Source organism: Rufibacter tibetensis (assembly GCF_001310085.1).
Taxonomy (GTDB): domain Bacteria; phylum Bacteroidota; class Bacteroidia; order Cytophagales; family Hymenobacteraceae; genus Nibribacter; species Nibribacter tibetensis.
In genome coordinates, this window is the sequence record NZ_CP012643.1 from 4,128,381 (window position 1) to 4,150,448 (window position 22,068).

General features: G+C 48.0%; 19 protein-coding genes and 1 tRNA gene. 16 read left to right on the forward strand and 4 right to left on the reverse strand.

Features of this window, described 5'->3' with window-relative positions:
• The first annotated feature begins 82 nt into the window (after positions 1-82).
• The 6 genes from tsaD to DC20_RS16860 all read left to right on the forward strand — a co-directional run bounded on the left by tsaD (position 83) and on the right by DC20_RS16860 (position 6,620).
• Positions 83-1,087, forward strand: coding sequence for a tRNA (adenosine(37)-N6)-threonylcarbamoyltransferase complex transferase subunit TsaD (gene tsaD, locus DC20_RS16840; RefSeq protein WP_062544898.1), 1,005 nt, complete (start codon positions 83-85; stop codon positions 1,085-1,087).
• A 480-nt stretch (positions 1,088-1,567) separates the two neighbouring features.
• Positions 1,568-3,046, forward strand: coding sequence for a M14 family metallopeptidase (locus DC20_RS16845; RefSeq protein ID WP_245652236.1), 1,479 nt, complete (start codon positions 1,568-1,570; stop codon positions 3,044-3,046).
• A 90-nt stretch (positions 3,047-3,136) separates the two neighbouring features.
• Positions 3,137-3,352, forward strand: a complete 216-nt coding sequence (locus DC20_RS23465; protein WP_245652237.1) for a hypothetical protein — start codon at positions 3,137-3,139, stop codon at positions 3,350-3,352.
• Positions 3,353-3,409: 57 nt separating this feature from the next.
• Complete coding sequence (locus tag DC20_RS16850) at positions 3,410-4,210, forward strand: DUF1611 domain-containing protein (RefSeq protein ID WP_245652238.1); 801 nt, start codon at positions 3,410-3,412, stop codon at positions 4,208-4,210.
• The gene (locus tag DC20_RS16855) at positions 4,207-5,274 is read left to right on the forward strand and encodes a mandelate racemase/muconate lactonizing enzyme family protein (RefSeq protein WP_062544899.1); all 1,068 of its coding nucleotides are present in this window, start codon (positions 4,207-4,209) and stop codon (positions 5,272-5,274) included. The genes DC20_RS16850 and DC20_RS16855 overlap by 4 nt, the downstream gene beginning before the upstream one ends.
• 113 nt (positions 5,275-5,387) lie before the next feature.
• Entirely contained in the window at positions 5,388-6,620 is a 1,233-nt protein-coding gene (locus DC20_RS16860; protein WP_062544900.1) for a nucleoside recognition domain-containing protein, read from the forward strand.
• 115 nt (positions 6,621-6,735) lie between these two features.
• On the opposite strand, the gene DC20_RS16865 is transcribed toward DC20_RS16860, so the two are convergent.
• Genes DC20_RS16865 through DC20_RS16875 form a run of 3 tightly spaced genes read right to left on the reverse strand, consistent with a single transcriptional unit; the run spans position 6,736 to position 11,791 of the window.
• Entirely contained in the window at positions 6,736-7,215 is a 480-nt protein-coding gene (locus DC20_RS16865; RefSeq protein WP_157593203.1) for a hypothetical protein, read from the reverse strand.
• Between the two features lie 20 nt (positions 7,216-7,235).
• Positions 7,236-8,696 (reverse strand): SusD/RagB family nutrient-binding outer membrane lipoprotein, encoded by a 1,461-nt coding sequence (locus DC20_RS16870; RefSeq protein WP_071885489.1) that lies wholly within the window; start codon positions 8,694-8,696, stop codon positions 7,236-7,238.
• Between the two features lie 11 nt (positions 8,697-8,707).
• Positions 8,708-11,791 carry a SusC/RagA family TonB-linked outer membrane protein gene (locus DC20_RS16875; protein WP_062544903.1) on the reverse strand — a complete coding sequence of 1,028 codons (3,084 nt, stop codon included), beginning with the start codon at positions 11,789-11,791 and terminating at the stop codon, positions 8,708-8,710.
• A gap of 208 nt (positions 11,792-11,999) precedes the next feature.
• Here DC20_RS16875 and DC20_RS16880 point away from each other — a divergent pair, with 208 nt between their 5' ends.
• On the forward strand, positions 12,000-12,989 hold the full coding sequence (locus DC20_RS16880; RefSeq protein ID WP_062544904.1) for an MBL fold metallo-hydrolase: 990 nt from the start codon (positions 12,000-12,002) through the stop codon (positions 12,987-12,989).
• A gap of 349 nt (positions 12,990-13,338) precedes the next feature.
• The gene (locus DC20_RS16885; RefSeq protein WP_062544905.1) at positions 13,339-13,575 is read left to right on the forward strand and encodes a hypothetical protein; all 237 of its coding nucleotides are present in this window, start codon (positions 13,339-13,341) and stop codon (positions 13,573-13,575) included.
• Positions 13,576-13,631: 56 nt separating this feature from the next.
• Here the strand turns inward: DC20_RS16885 and DC20_RS16890 are convergent, their stop codons facing one another.
• Positions 13,632-14,900 (reverse strand): serine hydrolase, encoded by a 1,269-nt coding sequence (locus DC20_RS16890; protein ID WP_062544906.1) that lies wholly within the window; start codon positions 14,898-14,900, stop codon positions 13,632-13,634.
• A 78-nt stretch (positions 14,901-14,978) separates the two neighbouring features.
• Between DC20_RS16890 and DC20_RS16895 the strand changes: the two genes are divergently transcribed.
• From DC20_RS16895 to DC20_RS16930, 8 genes are all read left to right on the forward strand, one after another.
• Positions 14,979-15,374 (forward strand): thioesterase family protein, encoded by a 396-nt coding sequence (locus DC20_RS16895; RefSeq protein WP_062544907.1) that lies wholly within the window; start codon positions 14,979-14,981, stop codon positions 15,372-15,374.
• Positions 15,375-15,848: an SsrA-binding protein SmpB gene (smpB, locus tag DC20_RS16900; RefSeq protein WP_062544908.1), complete on the forward strand. Its 474-nt coding sequence runs from the start codon at positions 15,375-15,377 to the stop codon at positions 15,846-15,848.
• A gap of 126 nt (positions 15,849-15,974) precedes the next feature.
• Positions 15,975-16,754, forward strand: coding sequence for a C40 family peptidase (locus tag DC20_RS16905; RefSeq protein ID WP_071885490.1), 780 nt, complete (start codon positions 15,975-15,977; stop codon positions 16,752-16,754).
• A gap of 97 nt (positions 16,755-16,851) precedes the next feature.
• The gene (locus DC20_RS16910; protein WP_062544910.1) at positions 16,852-17,361 is read left to right on the forward strand and encodes an HNH endonuclease; all 510 of its coding nucleotides are present in this window, start codon (positions 16,852-16,854) and stop codon (positions 17,359-17,361) included.
• Between the two features lie 22 nt (positions 17,362-17,383).
• Complete coding sequence (locus tag DC20_RS16915) at positions 17,384-18,004, forward strand: hypothetical protein (protein WP_157593205.1); 621 nt, start codon at positions 17,384-17,386, stop codon at positions 18,002-18,004.
• Between the two features lie 280 nt (positions 18,005-18,284).
• On the forward strand, positions 18,285-20,174 hold the full coding sequence (gene rpsA / locus DC20_RS16920; RefSeq protein WP_062544912.1) for a 30S ribosomal protein S1: 1,890 nt from the start codon (positions 18,285-18,287) through the stop codon (positions 20,172-20,174).
• Positions 20,175-20,308: 134 nt separating this feature from the next.
• A tRNA-Cys gene (locus DC20_RS16925) sits at positions 20,309-20,382 on the forward strand.
• 759 nt (positions 20,383-21,141) lie between these two features.
• Positions 21,142-22,041: a cyanophycinase gene (locus DC20_RS16930; RefSeq protein WP_083470362.1), complete on the forward strand. Its 900-nt coding sequence runs from the start codon at positions 21,142-21,144 to the stop codon at positions 22,039-22,041.
• The last annotated feature ends 27 nt before the right edge of the window (positions 22,042-22,068 follow it).

Below are 22,068 nucleotides of genomic sequence, written 5' to 3' on the forward strand. Positions count from 1 at the left end.
TTAACAGAGCTTTTGCTATAACTTGCGGGTAGTTTTTCTTTTTTTCTTGCGTTTCTTCTTGGTCTTGCGTCTCCAACGGATTATGAACCCTACACTATTAGCAATTGAATCGTCCTGTGATGAAACCTCCGCTTCTGTCATTCAAAACGGCCGGGTACTGTCAAACATTGTAGCTACGCAGGCAATCCATGAGCAATACGGCGGTGTGGTGCCAGAGTTAGCTTCCAGGGCGCACCAGCAAAACATCATTCCTGTGGTTTCCCAGGCGCTCCAAAAAGCAAATATAGCAAAAAGCCAATTAGATGCGGTGGCTTTTACCCGTGGACCCGGACTGCTGGGTGCTCTGTTGGTGGGCTGCTCGTTCGCCAAATCGTTTGCCTTGGGCCTGGGCTTGCCGCTCATTGAAGTAAACCACATGCAGGCACACATTCTGGCTCATTTCATTGAAGACCCCAATCCCAACTTCCCGTTTCTGTGCCTTACCGTAAGCGGCGGGCATACGCAAATAGTATTGGTGCGCAGTCACTTAGACATGCAAGTATTAGGCCAAACCACAGATGATGCCGTGGGCGAAGCCTTTGACAAGTCAGCGAAACTTTTAGGCTTGCCGTACCCCGGCGGGCCGATGCTGGACAAACTGGCGGCCACCGGAAACCCTACCCGTTTTCAGTTCCCCATCGTGAACATGGACGGGTACGACTATTCCTTCAGTGGCATCAAAACCTCTATCCTTAACTTCGTGAAGAAGAACACGGCCGCAGAGCCGGATTTCGTGCAGCAGAACCTGCCTGATATCTGTGCCAGTATCCAAAGCGCGCTCATTCAGACGCTCATGAAGAAATTGGTGCTGGCGGCCAAAGAGCAGGGCATCAAAGAAATTGCCATTGCCGGAGGCGTTTCCGCGAATTCTGGTTTACGGGCAACTTTGCTGGAATATGCCCAGAAATACGGATGGAACGTCTATATTCCCGGCTTCGAGTACTGCACCGATAACGCCGCTATGATTGCCATGGCCGCACATTACCAATTCCTGGCCGGAGACTTCACTACCCAGTACGCCAGCCCAGATCCAAGATTGAAAGTGTAATGAGGTAGATATTGTTTTTAGGCAGGGTTTCATCAAAACAGGCCAAAAACAATTTCTACCAACATGTCTGTGGTGAGAACCTCCAACTGCGCCTGTTCAATACAGATTCTCCCTTTGAGGGGAGCGAAGAGGGGTGTTTACACCTGCCGGTCCACGCATAGTTGACTATGCTTGCTTCCCAAAAAGAAGAGACCTTTTGTAGTTTACTCTGTAATGCCTGCTCTCCTTTGTAAACACCCCTCTTTATCTCCCCTCAAGGGGAGAATCTGCAAATTCCTGATTCCTCAAATTCATTAATTACCTTTATAATGAGAGGCAATCTGGAATCAGGCCAAAGACTTGTTGAGGTAAATTCTGAGGAATTCTTTTTCGTAACCCGGAAATCGTACTTACTTTAAAGCCCTTAACTTTCTTGGCTGCCCTTTTGGAATCTACCCGCCGGGTATTGCCAAGTTGCCACCACTTAAATCTTGTGGTACCATGCGAAAACTCATCATTTTCATTTTTTCTTACATGACACTTCTGAATGCCCAGAGCCAGACCAGCCCCATTACGCGGTCGGCCCGGAAAGTATTTGAACATCACCATAACTATAGAGAAGCCAGTGTCACGCACCGGCGCTTCAGGCACCAGGACCTGGTGCCCTTACTGGAGAAACTGAAACAAAACCCGTTGTTCCAGGTGCAGGTGGTGGGAAAATCAGTTGAGAAGCGCGACATCTACCTCATAAAAGCCGGAACCGGTAAAACCAAGGTCATGCTGTGGTCGCAGATGCACGGCGATGAGCCTACCGCTACCATGGCCCTCCTGGACATCTTCAACTTTCTTCAAGCTTCAGACGGACTGGACTCCATCCGGCAGGAAATCCTGAGTAACACCACGCTCTACATTGTGCCCATGCTCAACCCAGATGGAGCGCAGCGGTTCATAAGACGTAACGCCCTGAACATTGACCTGAACCGCGATGCCATCCGGCTGCAGAGCCCGGAGGCCAAGCTGTTGAAAAGCCTGCGCGACGAAATAAAGCCAGATTTCGGGTTTAACCTGCATGACCAGAGCCGTCTGTACACGGTAGGCAGTACCCCAAAACCAGCCACTATTTCTTTCCTGGCCCCGGCCTACAACTATGCCCAGACGGTAAACGAGGTGCGGGAGCGGGCCATGCGTACCATTGTGGGCATGAATGAAAGCATGCAGCAGTTTATTCCGGGGCAGGTAGCCAAGTACTCAGATGAGCACGAGCCCAGAGCTTTCGGCGATAACATTCAGAAGTGGGGCACAAGTTTGATTTTGATTGAGTCTGGTGGGTTTCCCGGCGACCCGGAAAAGCAGTTCATACGTCAGTTGAACTACGCCGCTATCTTGTCTGCTTTGCAGTTGATCGGGGACCAAGGGTATCAACAATACGAAACCAAAGACTACTTCAAAATTCCGGTGAATGAGCGAAACCTATATGATGTGGTGCTCCGGAACGTACGCTACAAAGACAAAGGTCGTGATACCTTATTAGATGTAGGTATTCTTCGGAACGAGTCCACCAACCGTTCCATTCCGCAAGGGTTTTACCACCGCAGTTCGGTAGAGGAGATAGGCGACATGAGCGTGTTCTACGGCTACGAGGAAGTGAATGGCGAAGGCCTTATTCTAACCCCCGGCAAAGTGTATGAACAACTACTGGCTGATGTAACTGCCCTTACTCCGGAACGCACCAAAGAATTACTGTCGTCGGGCTACACCACCGTGAAGTTGGAGAAAGTGCCCACCGGCTACAATCCGGTGGAGTTGCCATTGAATGTAGTCTCCAAATCTGGCCGGGTGAACCATGAATTGGAATTAGACAGAGCCGCAAATTTCACCTTGCAAAGCGAAGATGGTCAGGTGCGGTACGCCATTGTGAATGGTTTTGTGTATGATCTGAGCAAACCAAAGCCAGACCTTTTCCACGGATTGGTGCTATAGGTTTTCCATATTTCAGGGCTAATTATAGAAATTTAGCCCTGAAACGATGACATTGTATATTCATCCTCTTCTTCCAAACCCTTGTACCAAATGGACGGAAATGCCATTATTCTCACCGATGGGTTGCTAAACCAATATCCCGCCAAAACCGCCCACGGCCTCATCAGAGGAACCGAACGCTTCAACATTGTGGGTGTCATTGACAAGATCTCTGCCGGAAAAGATGCCGGCGAAGTGGTAGACGGAAAGCACCGTAACATACCAGTGTACGCAGATTTAGCCCAGTTTCTGGAAAACAGCCACTAAAAAGCCCAGTACTGTTTGGTGGGCATCGTCCCGAAGGGCGGGAAATTACCAGTCAGCATGAAGCAAACAATTAGTGAGGCTATAAAGAAAGGGATGAATATTGTGAACGGCCTGCACGAGTACCTGAGCGACATGCCAGATCTGGCGGCCCTGGCGCAGGAGCACGGGGTACAACTGGTAGACGTGCGCAGGCCCAAACCCAAAAGCGAACTTCATTTCTGGACCGGTAAGATAAAAGACGTTCCCACACCGCGGGTAGCCGTATTGGGCACTGATGTACGGATGGGCAAACGCACCACCACCCGCCTGCTGACCCAAGCCGCCGAGGCAGCCGGCCTCAAAGCCCAGATGATTTTCACCGGACAGACTGGCTGGATGCAGGGGCGCGGCAAAGGTTTCATCCTTGATTCCACTTACAATGATTTTGTTTCCGGGGAACTGGAGCACGCCATCCTAACCAGCTACGAAGAACACCAACCCGATGTCTTTTTCGTGGAAGGACAAGCGGCGTTGCGCAACCCCAGCGGTCCGTGCGGGTCTGAGTACCTGGTGTCTGGGCAGATGAAGTACGTGGTGTTGCAGCACGCCCCCGCCCGAGTGTACTTTGATGACAACGAGGAACTGGGCATCAAAATACCGCCTGTTTCCACTGAGATAGAACTGATCAGGCTTTATGGCTCTCAGGTGATTGCTGTCACTTTGAATACCGCCGGGTTAACGCTGGAAGAAGCCCGAACCTACCAACAGCAATACCAGCAGGAACTTGGTTTGCCGGTTATCCTTCCGCTGGAAGACGGGGTTGACCAGATCATAGATATTTTGAAAAAGGAAGTTCTACAGGAGACCGCCAACCTATGAAGATCAAAGAGATTAACGTCTGGAAAGCGAATCTTGAGTTAACCCGCCCGTACACCATCGCCTTCAAGACCGTGTCTGCGGTGGAGAATGTCTTAGTGCAGATTGTAACTGAAAACGGCCTTACCGGAATTGGCGCTGGGAACCCCAGTTCAGAAGTAGTAGGGGAGAAACTCACGGAGACCCTGGAAGTTCTGGCCCCTGAAAACCTGGAGTGGCTGATTGGACAGGACATCCGCAGTTTCCAGCGGCTTTGCGACGAACTTCCCCAACGGTTGCCCCGCAACCCCGCCGCCCGGGCTGCCCTAGACATTGCCCTGCATGATCTTTTCACCAAGTACCTGGATGTGCCCTTGGTATCTTTCCTGGGGCAGCGCCTGGAGTCTTTGCCCAAGTCCATCACCATCGGGATCAAATCTGTGGAAGAGACGTTGGCGGAGGCAGAAGAGTACATTGGCCGCGGTTTTACCCATCTAAAAGTGAAGGTAGGCCAAACTGTAGAGCAGGACTTGGAGCGTCTGGTCAAGCTCCGCGAAGCGCACGGGCACGGAATTACCATCAGGATAGATGCCAACCAGGGCTGGACTACCTATGACCTGGCTACGTTCTGCACCCAGGCCCAGCCTTTAAACATAGAGTTGATTGAACAACCGCTTCCGGCTCCCATGATTGATGACCTGCGCGAACTACCGGATGCCGTGAAAGACCTGGTAGCCGCCGATGAATCTTTGCTTTCGCCCGCCGATGCTTTTCAGCTGGCTTCTGCACCCCGCGCCTGTGGCATTTACAACATCAAACTCATGAAGTGCGGCGGCGTGTATGCTGCCCGGCAGATTGCCGCCATCGCGCAACAAGCAGGCATTAACTTGATGTGGGGCTGTAACGATGAAAGCATTGTGAGCATCAGTGCCGCTTTACACGCGGCTTTCTCCTGCAGCAACACCCGCTTTATTGACCTGGACGGTAGCCTTGACCTGGCCCGTGATGTGGTTTCCGGGGGCTTTATCCTTGAAAATGGCCTGATGCGCCCTTACGGGAAGCCCGGTTTAGGGGTAGAACGGCTATAACTTACTCCCATATTATTTCTGAAACCGCTAGCCTTCTTTAGCAAGGTCAGCGGTTTTTTTATAGCGGCTTTGTATCTTTCAGCCTTGATCCAAACCAAACTAACCCTTTTTGCATGGTTTTAAATTATTTGTGGGCGGCGTTTTTCATTATCGCCTTCTGCATTGCGCTATTTAAGCTCATCTTCTTCCAGGACGTTGAGATATTCCAAAAGCTGGTCGCCAGCACCTTTGACAATGCCAAAACGGGTTTTGAAATTTCCTTGGGGCTAACCGGTGTTATGACGCTTTGGTTAGGACTTATGAAGGTGGGGGAAAGGGGCGGCATCATTGCCTTGTTCGCCAAAGCCGTGGGTCCTTTTTTTAACCGTCTTTTCCCGGAACTGCCCAAAAACCATCCGGTGTTTGGGTCCATTCTGATGAACTTCTCCGCCAACATGCTGGGCCTTGACAATGCTGCTACGCCCCTGGGGTTGAAGGCCATGAAAGAAATGCAGGAGCTGAACCCCGAAAAAGAAACGGCTTCCAATGCCCAGATCATGTTCCTGGTCCTGAATGCCTCAGGCCTGACCATCATCCCTATCAGTATCATGGTGTTCCGGGCCCAGATGGGCGCCGCTGATCCTTCCGATATTTTTATTCCTATCCTGCTGGCTACCTTCTTCTCCACCTTGGCGGGATTAATTACGGTAGCACTTTACCAGCGCATCAACCTGTTTGACCGGGTAATTCTGGCCTACTTAGGAACGGTGATTCTGTTGATCGCTGCCCTCATTTACTATTTCTCCACCATCTCACAAGAGCAGATTGGCACCATCTCTACGGTGGCCAGTAACGTCATTCTATTCAGCATCATCGTTTCTTTTATAGGGTTGGCGCTGATCAGGAAGGTGAATGTGTACGAGGCCTTCATTGAAGGAGCCAAGGAAGGTTTCTCGGTGGCCATTACCATTATTCCTTATCTGGTCGCCATATTGGTAGCAGTAGGCGTGTTCAGGGTGTCCGGAGCACTGGACATCATTGTGAACGGCCTGGGGCAGCTTTTTGCCCTGATGGGTATGAACACCGACTTTGTGCCCGCCTTACCGGTAGCGTTCATGAAGCCGCTAAGCGGAAGCGGAGCCCGGGGACTGATGGTGGAAGCCATGCAAACCTACGGAGCCGATTCTTTTGTGGCCCGGGTGGCCTCTACTATTCAAGGCTCTACGGAAACCACTTTCTACATCCTGGCGGTATACTTCGGCTCAGTGGGCATCAAGAAAACCCGCTATGCCTTGGTGTGCGGACTTCTGGCCGACCTAGCAGGGGTGATTGCTGCCATTACCCTGGCGTACCTGTTCTTCCATTAACAGGTAGTTTATAGTCCGTTTTAGAAAAACAACTTTCAAACGAAGATCACTTGCTTCCACATAAAAAAGGGCTTCCAGAAATGGAAGCCCTTTTGCTTTTAGTTGTGGTTGAAACCTATTGTCTGATTCTGATCCAAAGCGTTCTGATGACGTTCAGGTTGTTTTGGTTCAAGACTTCGGTATCAATTCTTACGTTGGTTCCTACAGGAGCCCGGGGTACGGTATAGGAAACAACCAGCGTATCGGTGCGGTCTGTTTTGGAGAAAGCAGGCGCGTAAGGGTAGGTTTTCACCTTGGTTCTAGTACCAGTGCCCACTGTTTCATACACGTTGATTTCCTTTACCGGAGATTCAGAGAAGAACTGGAGTTCATATTTGATCTCAGTACCCGCCGCATATTGCCTAGTGTTGGCGTTGTTGGTAGTGGAAATGGGAGTTCTGGTAGCTAGGTCAAACAATTCATTGGCGCTGACCGGGGCACTTCCTAAACCAGTAGGGGTGGTGTTGTCTGCAATGAAATCTGGCTCATCATAGCAAGACGTCAATGACATCGCCCCAAAGGCGAGCAGACAAGTATATAAAGCTATTTTTTTCATTTGGTTTTCTGTTCTTAAGATTATTGATCCCACCACATTTTCTCGCCTAAGCCTTTAGTTGCCCGGCTTACTTCGTCCGCATTGCGGGCAGCTTCAGACTCTGGGTAAAGAACTCTCCTGATGAACTGGCCATTTAAGGCTGGGTTGTGCTCAGAGGGCAATTCCATGGTAGGGTAGATGGCCTGCGAGTAGTCATAGCGGCGCACGTCTACCCAAGCTTCCGGATTCAAGTAAAGCGCGATTAGCTTTTCTTTCATGATTAGACTAAGCGTAAGGTTCGCTGCTCCAACTGCTACCTGCGGATGGGTCAAATAAGCCTGAACCTGGGCAGATGGAACTCCTAGTTTGTCCATGTGAGCTCTAATACCATCCAAGTAGGCTTGATAAGCTTGTGCGGTGCTGCCTCTGGAGGTACGCGTGCCACCATTGGCAAGAAAACGAGCCTCGGCTTCAATGAACTTCATCTCACTGTAGGTAACCATTAGTACCGGCGAGGCTGGCTTGGCATAAAAGGTGTTGGCGGTCAGGTTGGTGTTGCCTCCGGTGCCGGCACCGTTTCTATACCCCAGGTAGTTTGCCGTTGAAGTTCCTTTATCAGCCATTAAAGGCAAACGTGGATCTACCAGGCCAGCATAGGTTAGTCCGTTCATAAGGTTGATCAGGGTCTGTGAAGGGGCTACCACGAAGTTGCCGGTAGTGGTTCCAATGGCAATGCCACGGTTCCAAGGGTTCAGGTTGCGGTCATTGAAAAGAACCTGCATGTCTTCGGCATTGCTTTCAAAAGACTTAGCCACAAAACCTAAGGCAGCAGTTGCCGCCGCGGTGCCTTGCTTCTCTACCAAATGAATGGTGTACCGGGCTTTTAAAGCGTAAGCAGCTTTGATCCAGCGGCTAATGTTTCCTGCATAGATCAAATCATCTGCTCCAGGTCTAACGGTGGACGTTGGTTTCTGAAGTTCCGTAAGAGCCTCGTCCAACAACCGCTGAATGGTAGTGTAAACCTGTTCCTGCTCGTCATAAGATGGAGTCAGTTCCAACGGGCCCTGAAAAGCCTGCGAAAACGGTACTGCGCCCCAAGTATCTGTGAGCATGCCCAGGTTCAGAGCCTGCAAAACTTTGGTTATACCCACATAGTGCGAAGAACCTTCCTCGGAAGCCTGTTTTACCAGCACATCAGCGTTGTTCAGGTTGTTCAGGTAGATGGTGTTCCAGGCAGTGTTGATGCGGGCATCAATGTGCCGGTCTAGCTGCTGGGGCCCTGAAGGGTAGGCGGCCAGTTGTTGCGCAAACAAACTGGTGTAAAGGCCCAAACTGTAATGAGCATCGGCGGTAGATACCTGGATAGGAGAAAGCAGGGCGTCTGAACTCACCGCAGAAGCCCGGTTGGGGTCATCGTTGATGTCCAGGAAAGAGTCACAGCCTGCCGTTAGCAGCAGCGTCAGCAACCCCGCGGAGATATATCGTTTAGATGATTTTAGCATGTTCAAGAAAATTAAAGAGTAATGTTCAAACCGAAAGTGTAGCTTCTAACTGCCGGAATACCATAACCAGTGTATCCTAAGGCGTTGCTGCCAGAACCATACGTTGGGGTTTCAGGGTCAAATCCTTCAAATGGCGTGATCAGGAACAGATTGCTACCTGTTAAACTCATCCGAATGGCTTTGAAAGGAGTTTTACCAATTAAGCTGGTAGGTAGGCTGTAAGCCAGTTGGGCATTTCTCAGGCGAACCCAGGAAGCATCCTGCAACAGAATGTCTGCGGCATCATTGTATCCGCCACTGTTACGGTAGAAGTTCTCATCCAGTATTACCGGAATGGTATTAGGCTCACCGTTAGCGTTAACACCATTAAAGACAGTCTGCTCATAGCGGTACTGCGTTCTCACATCAATGCCGTTTCTGATCCGGTTCCGCATACTTACGTCATACACATCGCCACCCTGGCGTACCTCTAACAAAGCTGACAAGCTCAAGCCTTTCCAGGTGATGGTGTTGGTGATACCACCTTGCCAATCTGGCAGGGCATTGCCCACTTTCACCAGCGGAGTTGCCGGGCTAAGGATAGGGAAACCATTGGTACCAATGATCAGGCGATTTTGGTCATCGCGGCGGAAAACCCGACCATACAAATCTCCCGCTGATCCGCCAACCACTAAACGGTTCACAATGCGGTCATCCTGGAAGGTGATTTCGCTAACTGCCTCATGGATGGATTTTACTTCACTGCGGTTGCGGGACCAGTTCAATACCACTTCCCAGTTGAAGCTGTTTGTTTTAAGGGGAGTACCAGAAACAAGCAATTCTATGCCTCTGTTCTCAATTTCACCGGCGTTGCTGGTGTAGTTAGTAATGCCTGAGGTTACGCTGGTAGGAATAGCCAGGATCTGGTCATAGCTGTTAGACTTGTAGTACGTAGCGTCAACGCCTACTCTACCCTGGAAGAACTGTAACTCAGTACCAAACTCAATGGAAGTAGTTCTCTCTGGTCTTAATTGCGGGTCACCCTGCGTAGTGCTGACCACAAACCCGTTTCTATTGCCAAATGGGAAACCAGAGGCAGAACCAAAGTAGGTACCCACCTGGTAAGGTTGAGTGTCTTTTCCTACCTCCGCCCAAGAAGCTCTTATTTTACCATAGTTGAAGAAAGCGCTTTCTGATAGACCCAGCGGCTCAGTGAAGATAAAGCTGGTGCTCACAGAAGGGTAGAAGAAAGAACGGCTTTCTTTAGGAAGGGTAGAGGTCCAGTCGTTCCGGCCGGTCACGTTCAGGAAAAGCATGTTTCTGTAATCTACCTTGGCGTCAAAGAAAGCGCCTATTAATCGTCTTTCACTGATGCCGTTGGTGGTAAAGATGTTGGCAGTGTTTGACAAGTGGTAGAACAACGGAACCGTGAAACGCTCGCCGCGGGTGTTCAGAATGTCTGAGGCCTGGCTTTCAATGCTATTACCAATCATAAGGGAGGCGTGGATGGCGTCTGAGAACTGGTGCTCGGCGGTTAAGAAAGCGTTAGAAGTGAGTTCGCGGTAGTTTACCCGCTCCTCCACAAGGAAACCACCGGTTCCGGCCGCAATGTCCAGGGTAGGTGCTCCCTGAAAAATAGGACCTGGCACCAGGCGTTGACGGTTGTCACTGTACACATCGGCCCCTACTTTATAGTTAAGGCGTAGCCACGGAGTAAAGTCATAGTTGAAGCCTACGTTCCCGATGACCCGGTTCACATCATCCTTCAAGGTGCTGTACTCCGCCAGGTAACGCGGATTATCAATTATACCAGGCGAGTACACCTTCATGGTGCCGTCTGGGTTGAGGTAGTCGTTTACATCAAAGGTGGTGGTGTGGTACGTCAAGGCAGACATAATGCCCTTGTCACCAGAAGCGGCCTTGTCACCGCCGGACTGGCTGTAACTTACCGTACCAGTCACCCCGAACCGTTCAGAAACATTCACGGTACCACCTAATTTCACTGTGGTTCTGCCCCAATCTGAGTTAGGGGCAATACCTTCCTGGTTGAAGTGGGAGAGAGAGGTGTGGAACGTTGCTTTTTCATTTCCGCCAGAAACACTCAGGTTGTTGTCAAAACGAGTGCCTGTCTGGAAGAAGTTTTCAAAGTTGTTGTAGAAGGGTTCATCCGTAATAAGTGGCCCAAAGGTCTGGAACCGGAGAGGAGCCCCGGCGGAAGTGTATCTTAGTCGGCCTCCTAACCCTTCCCGGTATTTGGTTTGGTACTCCGGAGTTTTGTTGATGTTGTCAATTCCGTAGTTAGAACTGAAGTTAACTGTGGTTGCCCCGGCTTTTCCTTTTTTGGTGGTGATAATGATGGCTCCGTTGGCAGCCCGCAAACCATAAAGGGCCGTAGCAGCGGCACCTTTTAGCACAGTCATGCTTTCCACGTCTTCCGGGTTAATGTCGGCTGCCCGGTTGGTGAAGGCAAACTGTTCGGCACTATTCAAGGCGTTGGAGCCAGCACTTGGCAATTGGCTTCCGGCAATGGTCTCGTTGCTGATGGGAATACCATCAATCACAAACAAAGGCTGGTTGTTTGCTCCAGGGTTTAGTGAGTTGATACCCCTGATCTGAATGCGGGAACCTGCCCCGGGAGTTCCACCGGTGCCCAGTACCTGCACCCCCGCCACGCGGCCCTGCAATGCGTTTACCACGTTAGGGTTTTGGGTGCGGGCAATCTCTTCTGAGCCCACTTCCTGCACCGAGTACCCCAAAGTTCTCTTTTCCTGCTCACGGCCAAAGGCAGTTACCACCACCTCGTTTAGTTGCTGCACATCAGGTTGTAAAGAAATGGTGATGGAGCTTCTGTTGTTGATAGGCACTTCCTGAGAGGTAAATCCAATAAAAGAAACCACCAAAGTAGTAGCAGCGGAAGGTGCGGAAAGAGCAAAGTTACCAGAGGCATCTGTGTTAGTGCCGGTAGTGGAGCCCTTTACCACCACACTAGCCCCTATGACCGGGGCTCCGTCTGTGGTAGACAGCACCCTCCCGGTTATTTGCCGGGTTTGGGCTGCCAGTTCTTCCATGCAACAGAAAGCACAGAAGAACAGAAGCATTTTGTAAAGTTTTTTCATGTGTGTTTGTAGTAAAAAATATGGGTAAGGAAATCGCATTTAATTTAGAGAATCTGGGGCAGAATGCAAGGTAAGCCAAGCTTAATTGCCGGTGGTGCGTAGGCGTATGTGTGGTTGAAAGACTAACTTGTTGCTTCAATTCAGGTAAGAATGACTCTTTCTCTAAGCTTTTATTGAGAAGGTATTTCTAAGATTAGTAAAGATTTAGATGGCAGATCACTATTTATACAATCCCAAACTTCCTTTCATCAGACCAGGGTGGAAGGGAAACCTGATCAGGAATGGAAAATTCCAGAATGAATTCCAGGAGGCCGACCATTCCCTGAAACTGGCGCTTAGGTGGCAATTGACTAAAAACCCGCAGAAAGCCGAAAAGAAGCAAGACACCTGGTTACCGGATGTAGTAGATCCACGACCTTTTATGCGGGGCACGGAAGACGGCATGGTGTGGCTGGGGCACGCTACCTTCTTCTTCCGGTTGGGCGGGGTCACTTTTCTGACCGACCCGGTTTTTTACGGCGTGTCTTTGCTTAAAAGAAAGGTACCGTTCCCGGTAAAGCCAGAAGAACTACCACCCCTTGATTATGTGCTGCTTTCACATGGCCATTTTGACCATTGTGACAAAGCCAGCCTGAAAGAACTTCGCAAAACCCATTCTTTCACCGTACTTACTTCCCTGAACATGACCTCCCTTATTAAAGGGTGGTTGCCAGACACGCCCATTCATGAAGCCGGGTGGTACCAGCAGTACGACCTTCCGGTAGGTGGGCCTAAGGTATTTTACTTACCAGCCTTCCATTGGCATAAACGCGAAATGCTGGACAATGACAGAATTCTGTGGGGAAGCTTTATGCTTCAAACACAACAGCACACGCTCTACTTTGGCGCCGACTCTGGCTATGATCAGCATTTTAAGGAAATCCAAAAACTGTTCCCATCCATAGATACCTGTATTCTTGGTATTGGGGCGTATAGTCCGGCTTTTATCATGAAGCCCAGCCACACCAATCCGGTTGAAGCGGTGCAGGCGTATAATGATTTGAAAGGACAAACCTTAGTGCCCATGCATTACGGCACGTTTGACCTTTCTGATGAGCCCTTAGGTGAACCCGTCCGGTGGATAAGAAAATTGGAAGCAGAAGGAGCCATACCCGCCAGGCTGAAAGTTCTTGCAATAGGCGAACCCCTCCTTATTTAAACTTGAGAAAAGTAAGAAACGATCTTACTTCAACTACTTCAGTATAGTTATGTTATTGATATGGTGAAATTTATACAATAGGTTAATTAAAGGCTATTTTACCAAAATGGGTTATAAATGGAAGAAACAGAGCTTTAGAAGCAATTTCATTTTGAGCTGATAAATAGAATAGCTAGATAGCCCTTCAGAGCTTTTATTCAGGTTTATGTTTCAGCTAACTTTCTGTAAAGCAGGCAAGAAAACCCACATTACCCTTTTTGTAAGCTACTGTAGAAGGAGAAATGAATATCCGTTCTACTCTTTTACCCGTAATTAAATGGAAATGAGTTTTCACCTAAGTAGAACTGATATGGAAAATGAGAAAAATAAGAACCTGAACGAAAGCCAAGATAACGTCAGCAACCAAGCTGAGTCTGGCCGTGTCCCTGAAGCGGTAGGCAAACTACCTATGCCTACAGACGTGAACGATGATCCAAGCTACATTGAGGATAGCCCCGGCGTTGTGCCAAGTGCCAGTGGCCGCAGAGGTAACATCAGCACCGAAGACGGTGGAGATGTAGACGGAACCTCTACCGGAAGCCGCTAATCTTCACTACATATAAAAGCAAAGGCCCCATCTGTGAATCAGATGGGGCCTTGCTTTTAGGGCTGAATTGGCTTGTCATAAGTGAGCTGGAATTTGCTTAGGTCCGGCACCTGTTTCCGTTTTCGCTTCAGTTCAAATTCGTAAATCACTTGCCCCAAATCCCGCAGGAAAGGAAAACCAATGGAGTCATACTCGTACTTGCCATCATTGTAGATTTCGTTTTCATTTACATGCACGGTTGCCGTCAACATGAATTCAACCTTGTTTTCAAAATCTACGATGTAAGCGTTATCAGTTAGGAACCCGAAAGATTGTCCAATCTTGTTGAAGATCCTGATGTTCTGGGGAATGCGCTGGGTGCGGGTAGGTCCGCCATATAAAAGGTATTTCATAAAAGCATCTGGGTACTCCTTTTCATCATAAGCAGGGTACGCTGTTTCTCTGGGCAATTGAGACATGTATTGGTAAAGGAACCGGTAATCAGCTGGGGTAAGGTTAAACCGGTTTCTGGCCGGAACAGACTCCGGAAAGAGCAGCGCGCGCAACATCTGGTGCTGGTCTTCTAAGGCGAACGTATTAGAGAATGCAAAGTCGCGCGGCTCCATCACCAGTTTGTCATCGTTGGTCATGTTGCCTTTGCCCATGAGAATAGGAGTGGGGTTTTTATAACTCTTTCCACTCTTCACCAAGCCCTGCTGGTAGATCACTTCCCCATCTTTCAGGAACCTGACAGGATTTGTGTACTGGTCCAGCTCAATGGGCAGAAACGTGGCCAATCTGATGGGCAGCCGTACGCTGGAGTATCCTTTCGCTTTCAGTCCCTCGTTTAAGGGCTCCTGCCCAATATATTCATAAAGGCGGTTGTAGGCGTCATTGTCGCTGGTAATCAGAATTTTCTTGATGTAGTGCGCTATGGAAGGAAAGCCATTGGCCGCGGTAGAGTCCTGCAGCACTTTGGTTTGCCCCTGGTAGGCACTGTCTGTAAGCATCACTGTTTCCCTGGTCAGGCCTTCTACTTTAAAGGTATTGAGCTTCTCCAGCGCCATCAAAGACGCAGGCAATTTTACGGTACTGGCTGGGTTGAAATACTGTTCTGGATCTACCTGGTACTTGAAAGTGGTAAAAGTGGGCTTGTTGTTTTTGTCTCGGTCTATCTGCGTGTACAGAATCTGGATTTTGAATTTTTCCGGCTGCTCCAGAAGGGTTTTAAATTTTTCTGGGTGCTGTTGAAGGAGGTTGGCCAGAAAGGCATCGGTTTTAGCTTGGGCAGAGGCAAGGGAGCTGGCCATAAGAGAAAAGAGAAGACACAGAACAGACTTTTTCATAGAGGCGAAGGTATATTTACCCGTATAGGGTTGAATATGCGTAGAATATAGTAAACTTCGATCCCTGTCAAATCTAGTATGCGGCATCCGTTTCAGGAAGGAGACACCAAACAATACTTTAAAAAGGTCACCAAGGCTGATTTTGCCCAGTTTGAAACAGGGTTGGTGCACCCGGTTTGCTCTACCTTTGCGCTGGCGCAGGCCATGGAATGGGCCTCTAGGTTGTTTGTGCTGGAAATGAAAGAAGGGGACGAGGAGGGGATTGGCACCATGCTCCACATTGACCACAAAGGTCCGGCTTTTGAAGGAGAAACGCTTAGAGTATTGGCCACCTATGGAACCCTGATCGGTAACGAATTACGTTGCGAAATCACTGTTAGCATAGGAGACCGCCTTATTGCCACGGGGCAAACGGGGCAAAAAATTTTGAAAAAAGAGAAGATCCACCGACTTTTGAAGAACAGTAGAAACTAAATGGCGAAATCAAAAGAGAAAGACAGGCTGCAGAAAACGGTGAACATCTCAAACCGGCGGGCCTCCTATGAATATCAGTTTCTAGACAAATACACCGCCGGCATCATGCTGCGCGGCACCGAGATTAAATCCATTAGGGAAGGTAACGTGAACCTCTCTGATGGCTACTGTACTTTTCACGGCAATGAATTGATCCTGCACCAGGTCACCATCTCTAAATACACCGAGGGTACCCACTACAACCACGAACCCACCCGTGACCGCAAGCTGCTGTTGAACAAACGTGAATTGAAGAAGTTGAAGGAAGGAGCCCAGGAGCAAGGGGTAACTATTATTCCTACCCGGCTTTTCATTTCAGACCGGGGGTTTGCCAAAGTAGACATTGCCCTGGCAAAAGGTAAAAAGCTTTACGACAAACGCGAAGACATCAAAGAGCGAGATGTGAAACGCGAAATGGCGCGCGACCGGTACTAACCTGTTCTAAGGATGTTTTTGTAAAAACGCCATAAAAAACCTCTGTAGGTTTTTCTCTCTCTCGGTTTATCAATCCGCTTCCTTAATTCCATACTTTTTCTCTCCACCACTCTTTCACACATTACTTTGAATTTTGGGATTTGCACATTAAGTCTGGTGCCGGTGCGCCGCGAGCCTTCTGATAAAAGCGAACAGGTTACTCAGTTAATTTTTGGCGAGTGCTATGAAGTACTGCAAACGCAGGAAAAATGGCTCCAGGTGAGAAATGCCGCTGATGATTACGAGGGCTGGATTGATTTCAAGCAGCACTTCCCGGTGGCCGATTCCTATTTTCTGGAATGGAAAGAAACCACGCATGCCCGTTCCATGGATATTGTGCAAACCGTGAGTGGCGGGGCTGCCGTAACTCCTATAGGCTTAGGAAGCGTGTTGCCTTTCTTTGATGGCATGAGCATACGGGTAGGAGAGGAGAGGATGCTGTACAATGGCCGTGCTTCAAATCCATCCATGCCTTACCGCGAGAACTTCCTGCAGAAAATGGCCCTTCAGTTCATGCGAGCACCCTACGTGTGGGGCGGTAAATCCATCTTCGGGATTGATTGTTCCGGACTTGTGCAACAGGTGTACGGGGTGTGCGGCTACCAACTCCGCCGCGATGCCTACCAGCAGGTGGAGCATGGGCAGGAGGTCCATTTCGTAAGCCAGACCCGGCCGGGAGATGTTGCCTTCTTTGACAATGAAGAAGGCCGTATCATTCATGTGGGCATTGTGCTGGAAGACCAGAAGATCATCCATGCCTCTGGCGAGGTCCGCATTGACCAGTTAGACCACCACGGTATTTACAACAGAGACCGCAAGCGCTACTCCCACAAACTACGCATCATCAAACGAATTCTTCCAGAATAATTCTGTGTAACACGAATGCCTGAAAATCAGTTAGTAAAATCTGTTGTAAGATATTTTTCCGTATCTTACTGGAAGGATCTACTGAGCAGGATTTCGTATGAATGATAAGGTACTTTTACTCAATCAAGATTACTCCGCTATAGCCACATGCAGTTTGCATAAGGCCTTTGTCTTGATTTATCTCCAGAAAGCAGAACTCATTGCGGAAGACCAGATAAATGTGTTACGAACAGTACGGAGGACCTTTCCCCGTCCGCTGGTGATTAGGTTGCACCGCTACGTGCGCGTGCCTTATAAAGGCATCTCGCTGACCCGCCAGAACATCATGCGCCGCGACCGTAACCGCTGCCAATACTGCGGGTCTACCAGAAACTTAACCTTAGATCATTTGTTGCCCAGATCACGGGGTGGCGAAAGCACCTGGTATAACCTCATAACGGCTTGTGCCCGCTGTAACTCTAAGAAAGGTGACCGCACCCCAGAAGAGGTTTCCATGAAATTGGCTTCAAAGCCGTTCAAGCCCTCTCTGGTCTCTTTCCTGAGAGAAAGTATTCAGGATGCGGAACATGCCTGGATTCCTTTCCTCGCAGAACGAGCGCGGGCATAGAATGCTTATCTAATCTTTAGTAATGAAAAGACCCCTTATATGTAGTCTCCTTTTGCTGTTGTTGCCGCCATTTGGATTGAAAGCACAGGAAGCACCCAGTAAAGTAAGAACTTCTGCAGTGAAGGTCACTTCCACTGCGCAGCCTCTGTATTTTCTGAAAACAGGCTCAGCCAACGTGCCTCTCAACTTTGCAGATATTCAGTCCCTGGATAAGGAATGGATAAAGTCTATTTCCGTGCTGAAAGACAAAAACGCGATTGAGCAATTTGGACAAACAGCTAAACATGGCGTGGTGTTGATTGAGTTGAAAGCAGAGCAGGAACAAGCTTTTCTTAAAACCATAAAGGAGCAGAATGCTAACTCATCAAGTGGCATAAAACCCGTTCACATCAGATTATATTGTGCTGCTCCTACGTCCTTGGGTGAGCCTTTATACATCATCCAAACCAAGTCAGGTGAGGTGGTGGTAAGCAAAGAAGATCTTTCGGGAATCAATCCTGAATGGATCAAATCCATCGAAGTTTTGAAAGATGGTGAGATAATAAAAAGGTATAAAGACCAGGGCAAGTACGGAGTGATCTTGATCACCTTCGCCTCTGAAAGAGAACAGGAAGTACTTCAGATAATCAAGGATAATAACTAAATACATCTCCGTTAAACCAGAATGGGTTTAGAGGCTGTTTGCTAAAAGCGGTCTCTAAACCCATTCTGGTTTTATAAAGGTAGCACTCAGTTGATAATCAGGGAGATCATGAATTTTTAGGAGCAGGGGGAAAAGGATTAATTTAAAATTTTGTACCTTCGCGCCGCGTTCAAGGTGAATGCCCCGGTTTCTGTTTTGGAAAAAGGGTATGTAAAAGAAGCTACGGAAGGGTAAGTGGTTCTGTGTCCAGCCGTTATATTTTGTGAACCAACATAGCAATATGGCAAATGTAGATGATTTTAACTGGGACCAGTTTGAGTCTCAGGGCTTTGGTGGAAGCTACTCTGCTGCGCAGAGAGCCGAAATGGAGCAAATGTACGCCGACACCCTGAATACCGTTCAGGAAGAGGAAGTGATCAAAGGTACCGTTGTTGGTATCACTGAGCGCGATGTTATCCTGAACATTGGTTTTAAATCTGATGGTTTGGTACCAGTATCAGAATTCCGTGACATGCCGGATCTGAAAATTGGTGATGAGGTGGAGGTTTTCATTGAAGACCAGGAAGACCCTAACGGTCAATTAATCCTGTCTCGTAAGAAAGCCAAAATCGTGAAAGCGTGGGAAATGATCTACGGCGCTTTGGAGAACGACACTGTACTGGAAGGTGTAGTGAAACGCAGAACCAAAGGTGGTTTGATCACCGACCTGTATGGCGTAGAAGCCTTCTTACCAGGTTCTCAAATTGACGTGAAACCTATCCGCGACTTCGACATTTATGTTGGTCGTAAGATGGAAGTGAAAGTGGTGAAAATCAACGCCGCTTTTGATAACGTAGTAGTATCACATAAAGTGTTGATCGAGAAAGATCTTGAGCAGCAACGTGCCGCCATCCTGAACAACCTTGAAAAAGGTCAGGTACTGGAAGGTGTGATCAAAAACATGACCAACTTTGGGGTGTTCATCGACCTTGGTGGTGTAGATGGTCTGTTGCACATCACAGATATTTCATGGGGACGCATCAACCACCCGCAAGAGGTGTTGGAACTAGACCAGAAAGTAAACGTGGTAGTGTTAGATTTCGACGACGACAAGAAACGTATTTCTTTGGGTATGAAGCAATTGACTGCTCACCCTTGGGATGCTCTTCCTGCAGAAGTAGAAGTTGGCTCACGCGTACGTGGCAAAATCGTGAACGTAGCAGATTACGGTGCGTTCTTAGAATTGATGCCAGGTGTAGAAGGCTTGATCCACGTATCAGAAATGTCATGGTCTCAGCACCTGCGCAACCCACAAGACTTCATCAAACAAGGTGACGAAATTGAGGCTGTTGTGTTGACCATGGACCGTAACGACCGCAAAATGTCTCTTGGCATTAAGCAGTTGACTGAAGATCCTTGGACCAAAGAAGATGTATTGACTAAGTATGCTGTTGGAACTACCCACACAGGTGTGGTTAGAAACCTGACAAACTTTGGTCTGTTCATTGAACTGGAAGAAGGAGTAGATGGTCTGGTTCACGTGTCTGACTTGTCTTGGACTAAGAAAATCAAGCACCCATCTGAGTTCGTGAAAGTTGGAGACAAATTAGACGTAGTGGTTCTGGAGCTTGATGCTGCTGCCCGTCGTCTGGCCCTTGGTCACAAACAACTGGAAGAAAACCCTTGGGATACTTTCGCTACCGTATTCAACGTAGGTTCTACGCACAAAGCAACTGTGTTAGAGAAATCGGACCGTGGTGCTACCTTAGAGCTTCCTTACGGTATTGAAGGTTTTGCTTTCCCTAAAGGTTTGGCGAAAGAGGACGGTACTGCTGTGGAAGCTGGTGAGCAACTAGACTTCAAAGTAACTGAATTCTCCAAAGACGATCGTAAGATCATCTTGTCGCACACTGCAGTTCACACTGCCCAACCAGAAGATGCGAAACGTAAGAAATTTGAGAAGAAAGATGCTCCGGCTGCTGGTACAGTAAAAGCTGCTGCCCCTGCTGCTCCTAAGAAAGAAGAAGTACGTGCTACTTTGGGTGACTTAGATGCTCTTTCTGCCTTGAAGGACCAAATGATGGAAACAGAGAAAGAAGCCGGTGAGAAAAAATTAGCCGCGGCTGCGCAAGCCCGTGCTGACAAATCTACTACTGGTTCTGACGCTGATGCAGCTGAATCAGCTGAATAATTTTTTGGTAGGTAACTGCCTTATTAACAGGAAAGAGCCTCTGAAAAGAGGCTCTTTTTTTATGCTTTCTTTGAAAAAATTGCTTCAGAATTGGGATAGTAATAGTTCCTGGCTATATTTGCACTCCCAATCACGGTAACGTGGCCGAGTGGCTAGGCAGAGCTCTGCAAAAGCTCGTACAGCGGTTCGAATCCGCTCGTTACCTCCATAGGAGATGAAAACCTGCTTAGACTAGTTCTAGGTGGGTTTTCTGTTTTTAGGCGCTAACTACTCGTTAAGTGGCCTTTTAGATTTGAATACCTATAACTTCACTTCACCTTTGAAATGCTTCCTATATCAGGGATCATTTTCCAAATCTCTACCTAAACTACTGTTTCCATTAAACCCTGCTACTTTGACTAGCTTCTAGGGGTGCCATTATCGAGAAGAAGATATTTCAGGTTGTTGTTTGTTGGAGTGTGTAATCCTGTAGGGAAATTACATCCAGAAAGGAGGAGAGACTAGTGAGTTGATCCTACCCTAGTTATGATAATCGATTTTTTTGAATTAAAGAGAGTGCTTGATTCAGTACTTCAAAGTCTCTTCCACATGTAATATTCTAATTTCTTAAGCCACAAAAACTTAGCTTGGGAGATTACTTTCCAAGATAGGTAGTTTAAAAGATTCTTAATTTCGGCTTAATAAAACATTGACTGATTTTTAATTTTTCAATAATACAATAATCATTTTATAATATTCACTTGTATAGTGGATTAGCTTATTGATACTATAGGTACTTCACGCATATGGTTTACGGCAAGTCCTATATATTTTAATTATATAATCTTTTAACTCTGATTTTCGTATTTCGGGACAACTATTGGAAGGTGAAAAGAAGGCGCAATCCTCCTGCTTTTTAAGAGAATTCCCACTTAGCAAGATTCCCTGCATTTCCCTTTCAATATAGATACACAGTATTGACTGAATCATGAGCAAAGAATCGTTGGAAAAGGAGAAGTCAGATAAGGTGAAGCCTAGGCCACCCATTGAATACAAATCGCCCAAGGGAACCCTTATTGCCATTGGCGGCAGTGAAAACAAGGGAGATGACCCGGAAAAGGATAGTGCCAACTCAGAAAACATAAATTTCCAGAAAACAGAGATTCTGGAACGTTTTGTAAGTGAACTGAAAGGAAATAACCCCCTCATTTTAATAATCCCTACCGCTTCCTCCATTCCGGAGGAAATGGGTGCTTCTTACATTGACGTTTTTACAAAAATAAACGCCTCCAATGTACAGGTGCTTGACATCCGTACCCGCCAGGACACGAACAAGGAAGAATACATGGAGGCGGTGCGCAAAGCATCTGGTATTCTTTTTACAGGAGGAGATCAGCTAAAGCTTACTGCCATTCTGGGCGGAACAGAATTCATCAGGCTTATCAAAGAACGATACTTCAATGATTCTCTAGTAATTGCGGGCACAAGTGCCGGAGCGGCCGCCATGTCTACCCAAATGATTTATCAGGGGATGAGCGGAGCCGGTTTTATCAAGGGTTCTGTAAGTATAACAGCAGGCTTGGAGTTGTTGAATGATGTGGCCATAGACACCCATTTTATCTCCCGGGGAAGAATTGTAAGAATGGTACAGATGATTGCCACAAACCCTACCTTCATTGGTGTAGGCCTGGAGGAAGACACTGGGATAGTGGTGAAAAAAGGAAACGAAATAGAGGTGATTGGAAGTGGTCTGGTAGTCTTGGTAGACGGCCGCGAAAGCACCTATACCAATATATACGAAGTAGAGGAAGGAGTTCCGGTCACCATGAGAGACTTGAAGGTACACCTGTTGGGCAAAGGAGATACCTATTGCCTTGAGATATTCTAATGATACATACTGCAGCATCCTAACTGG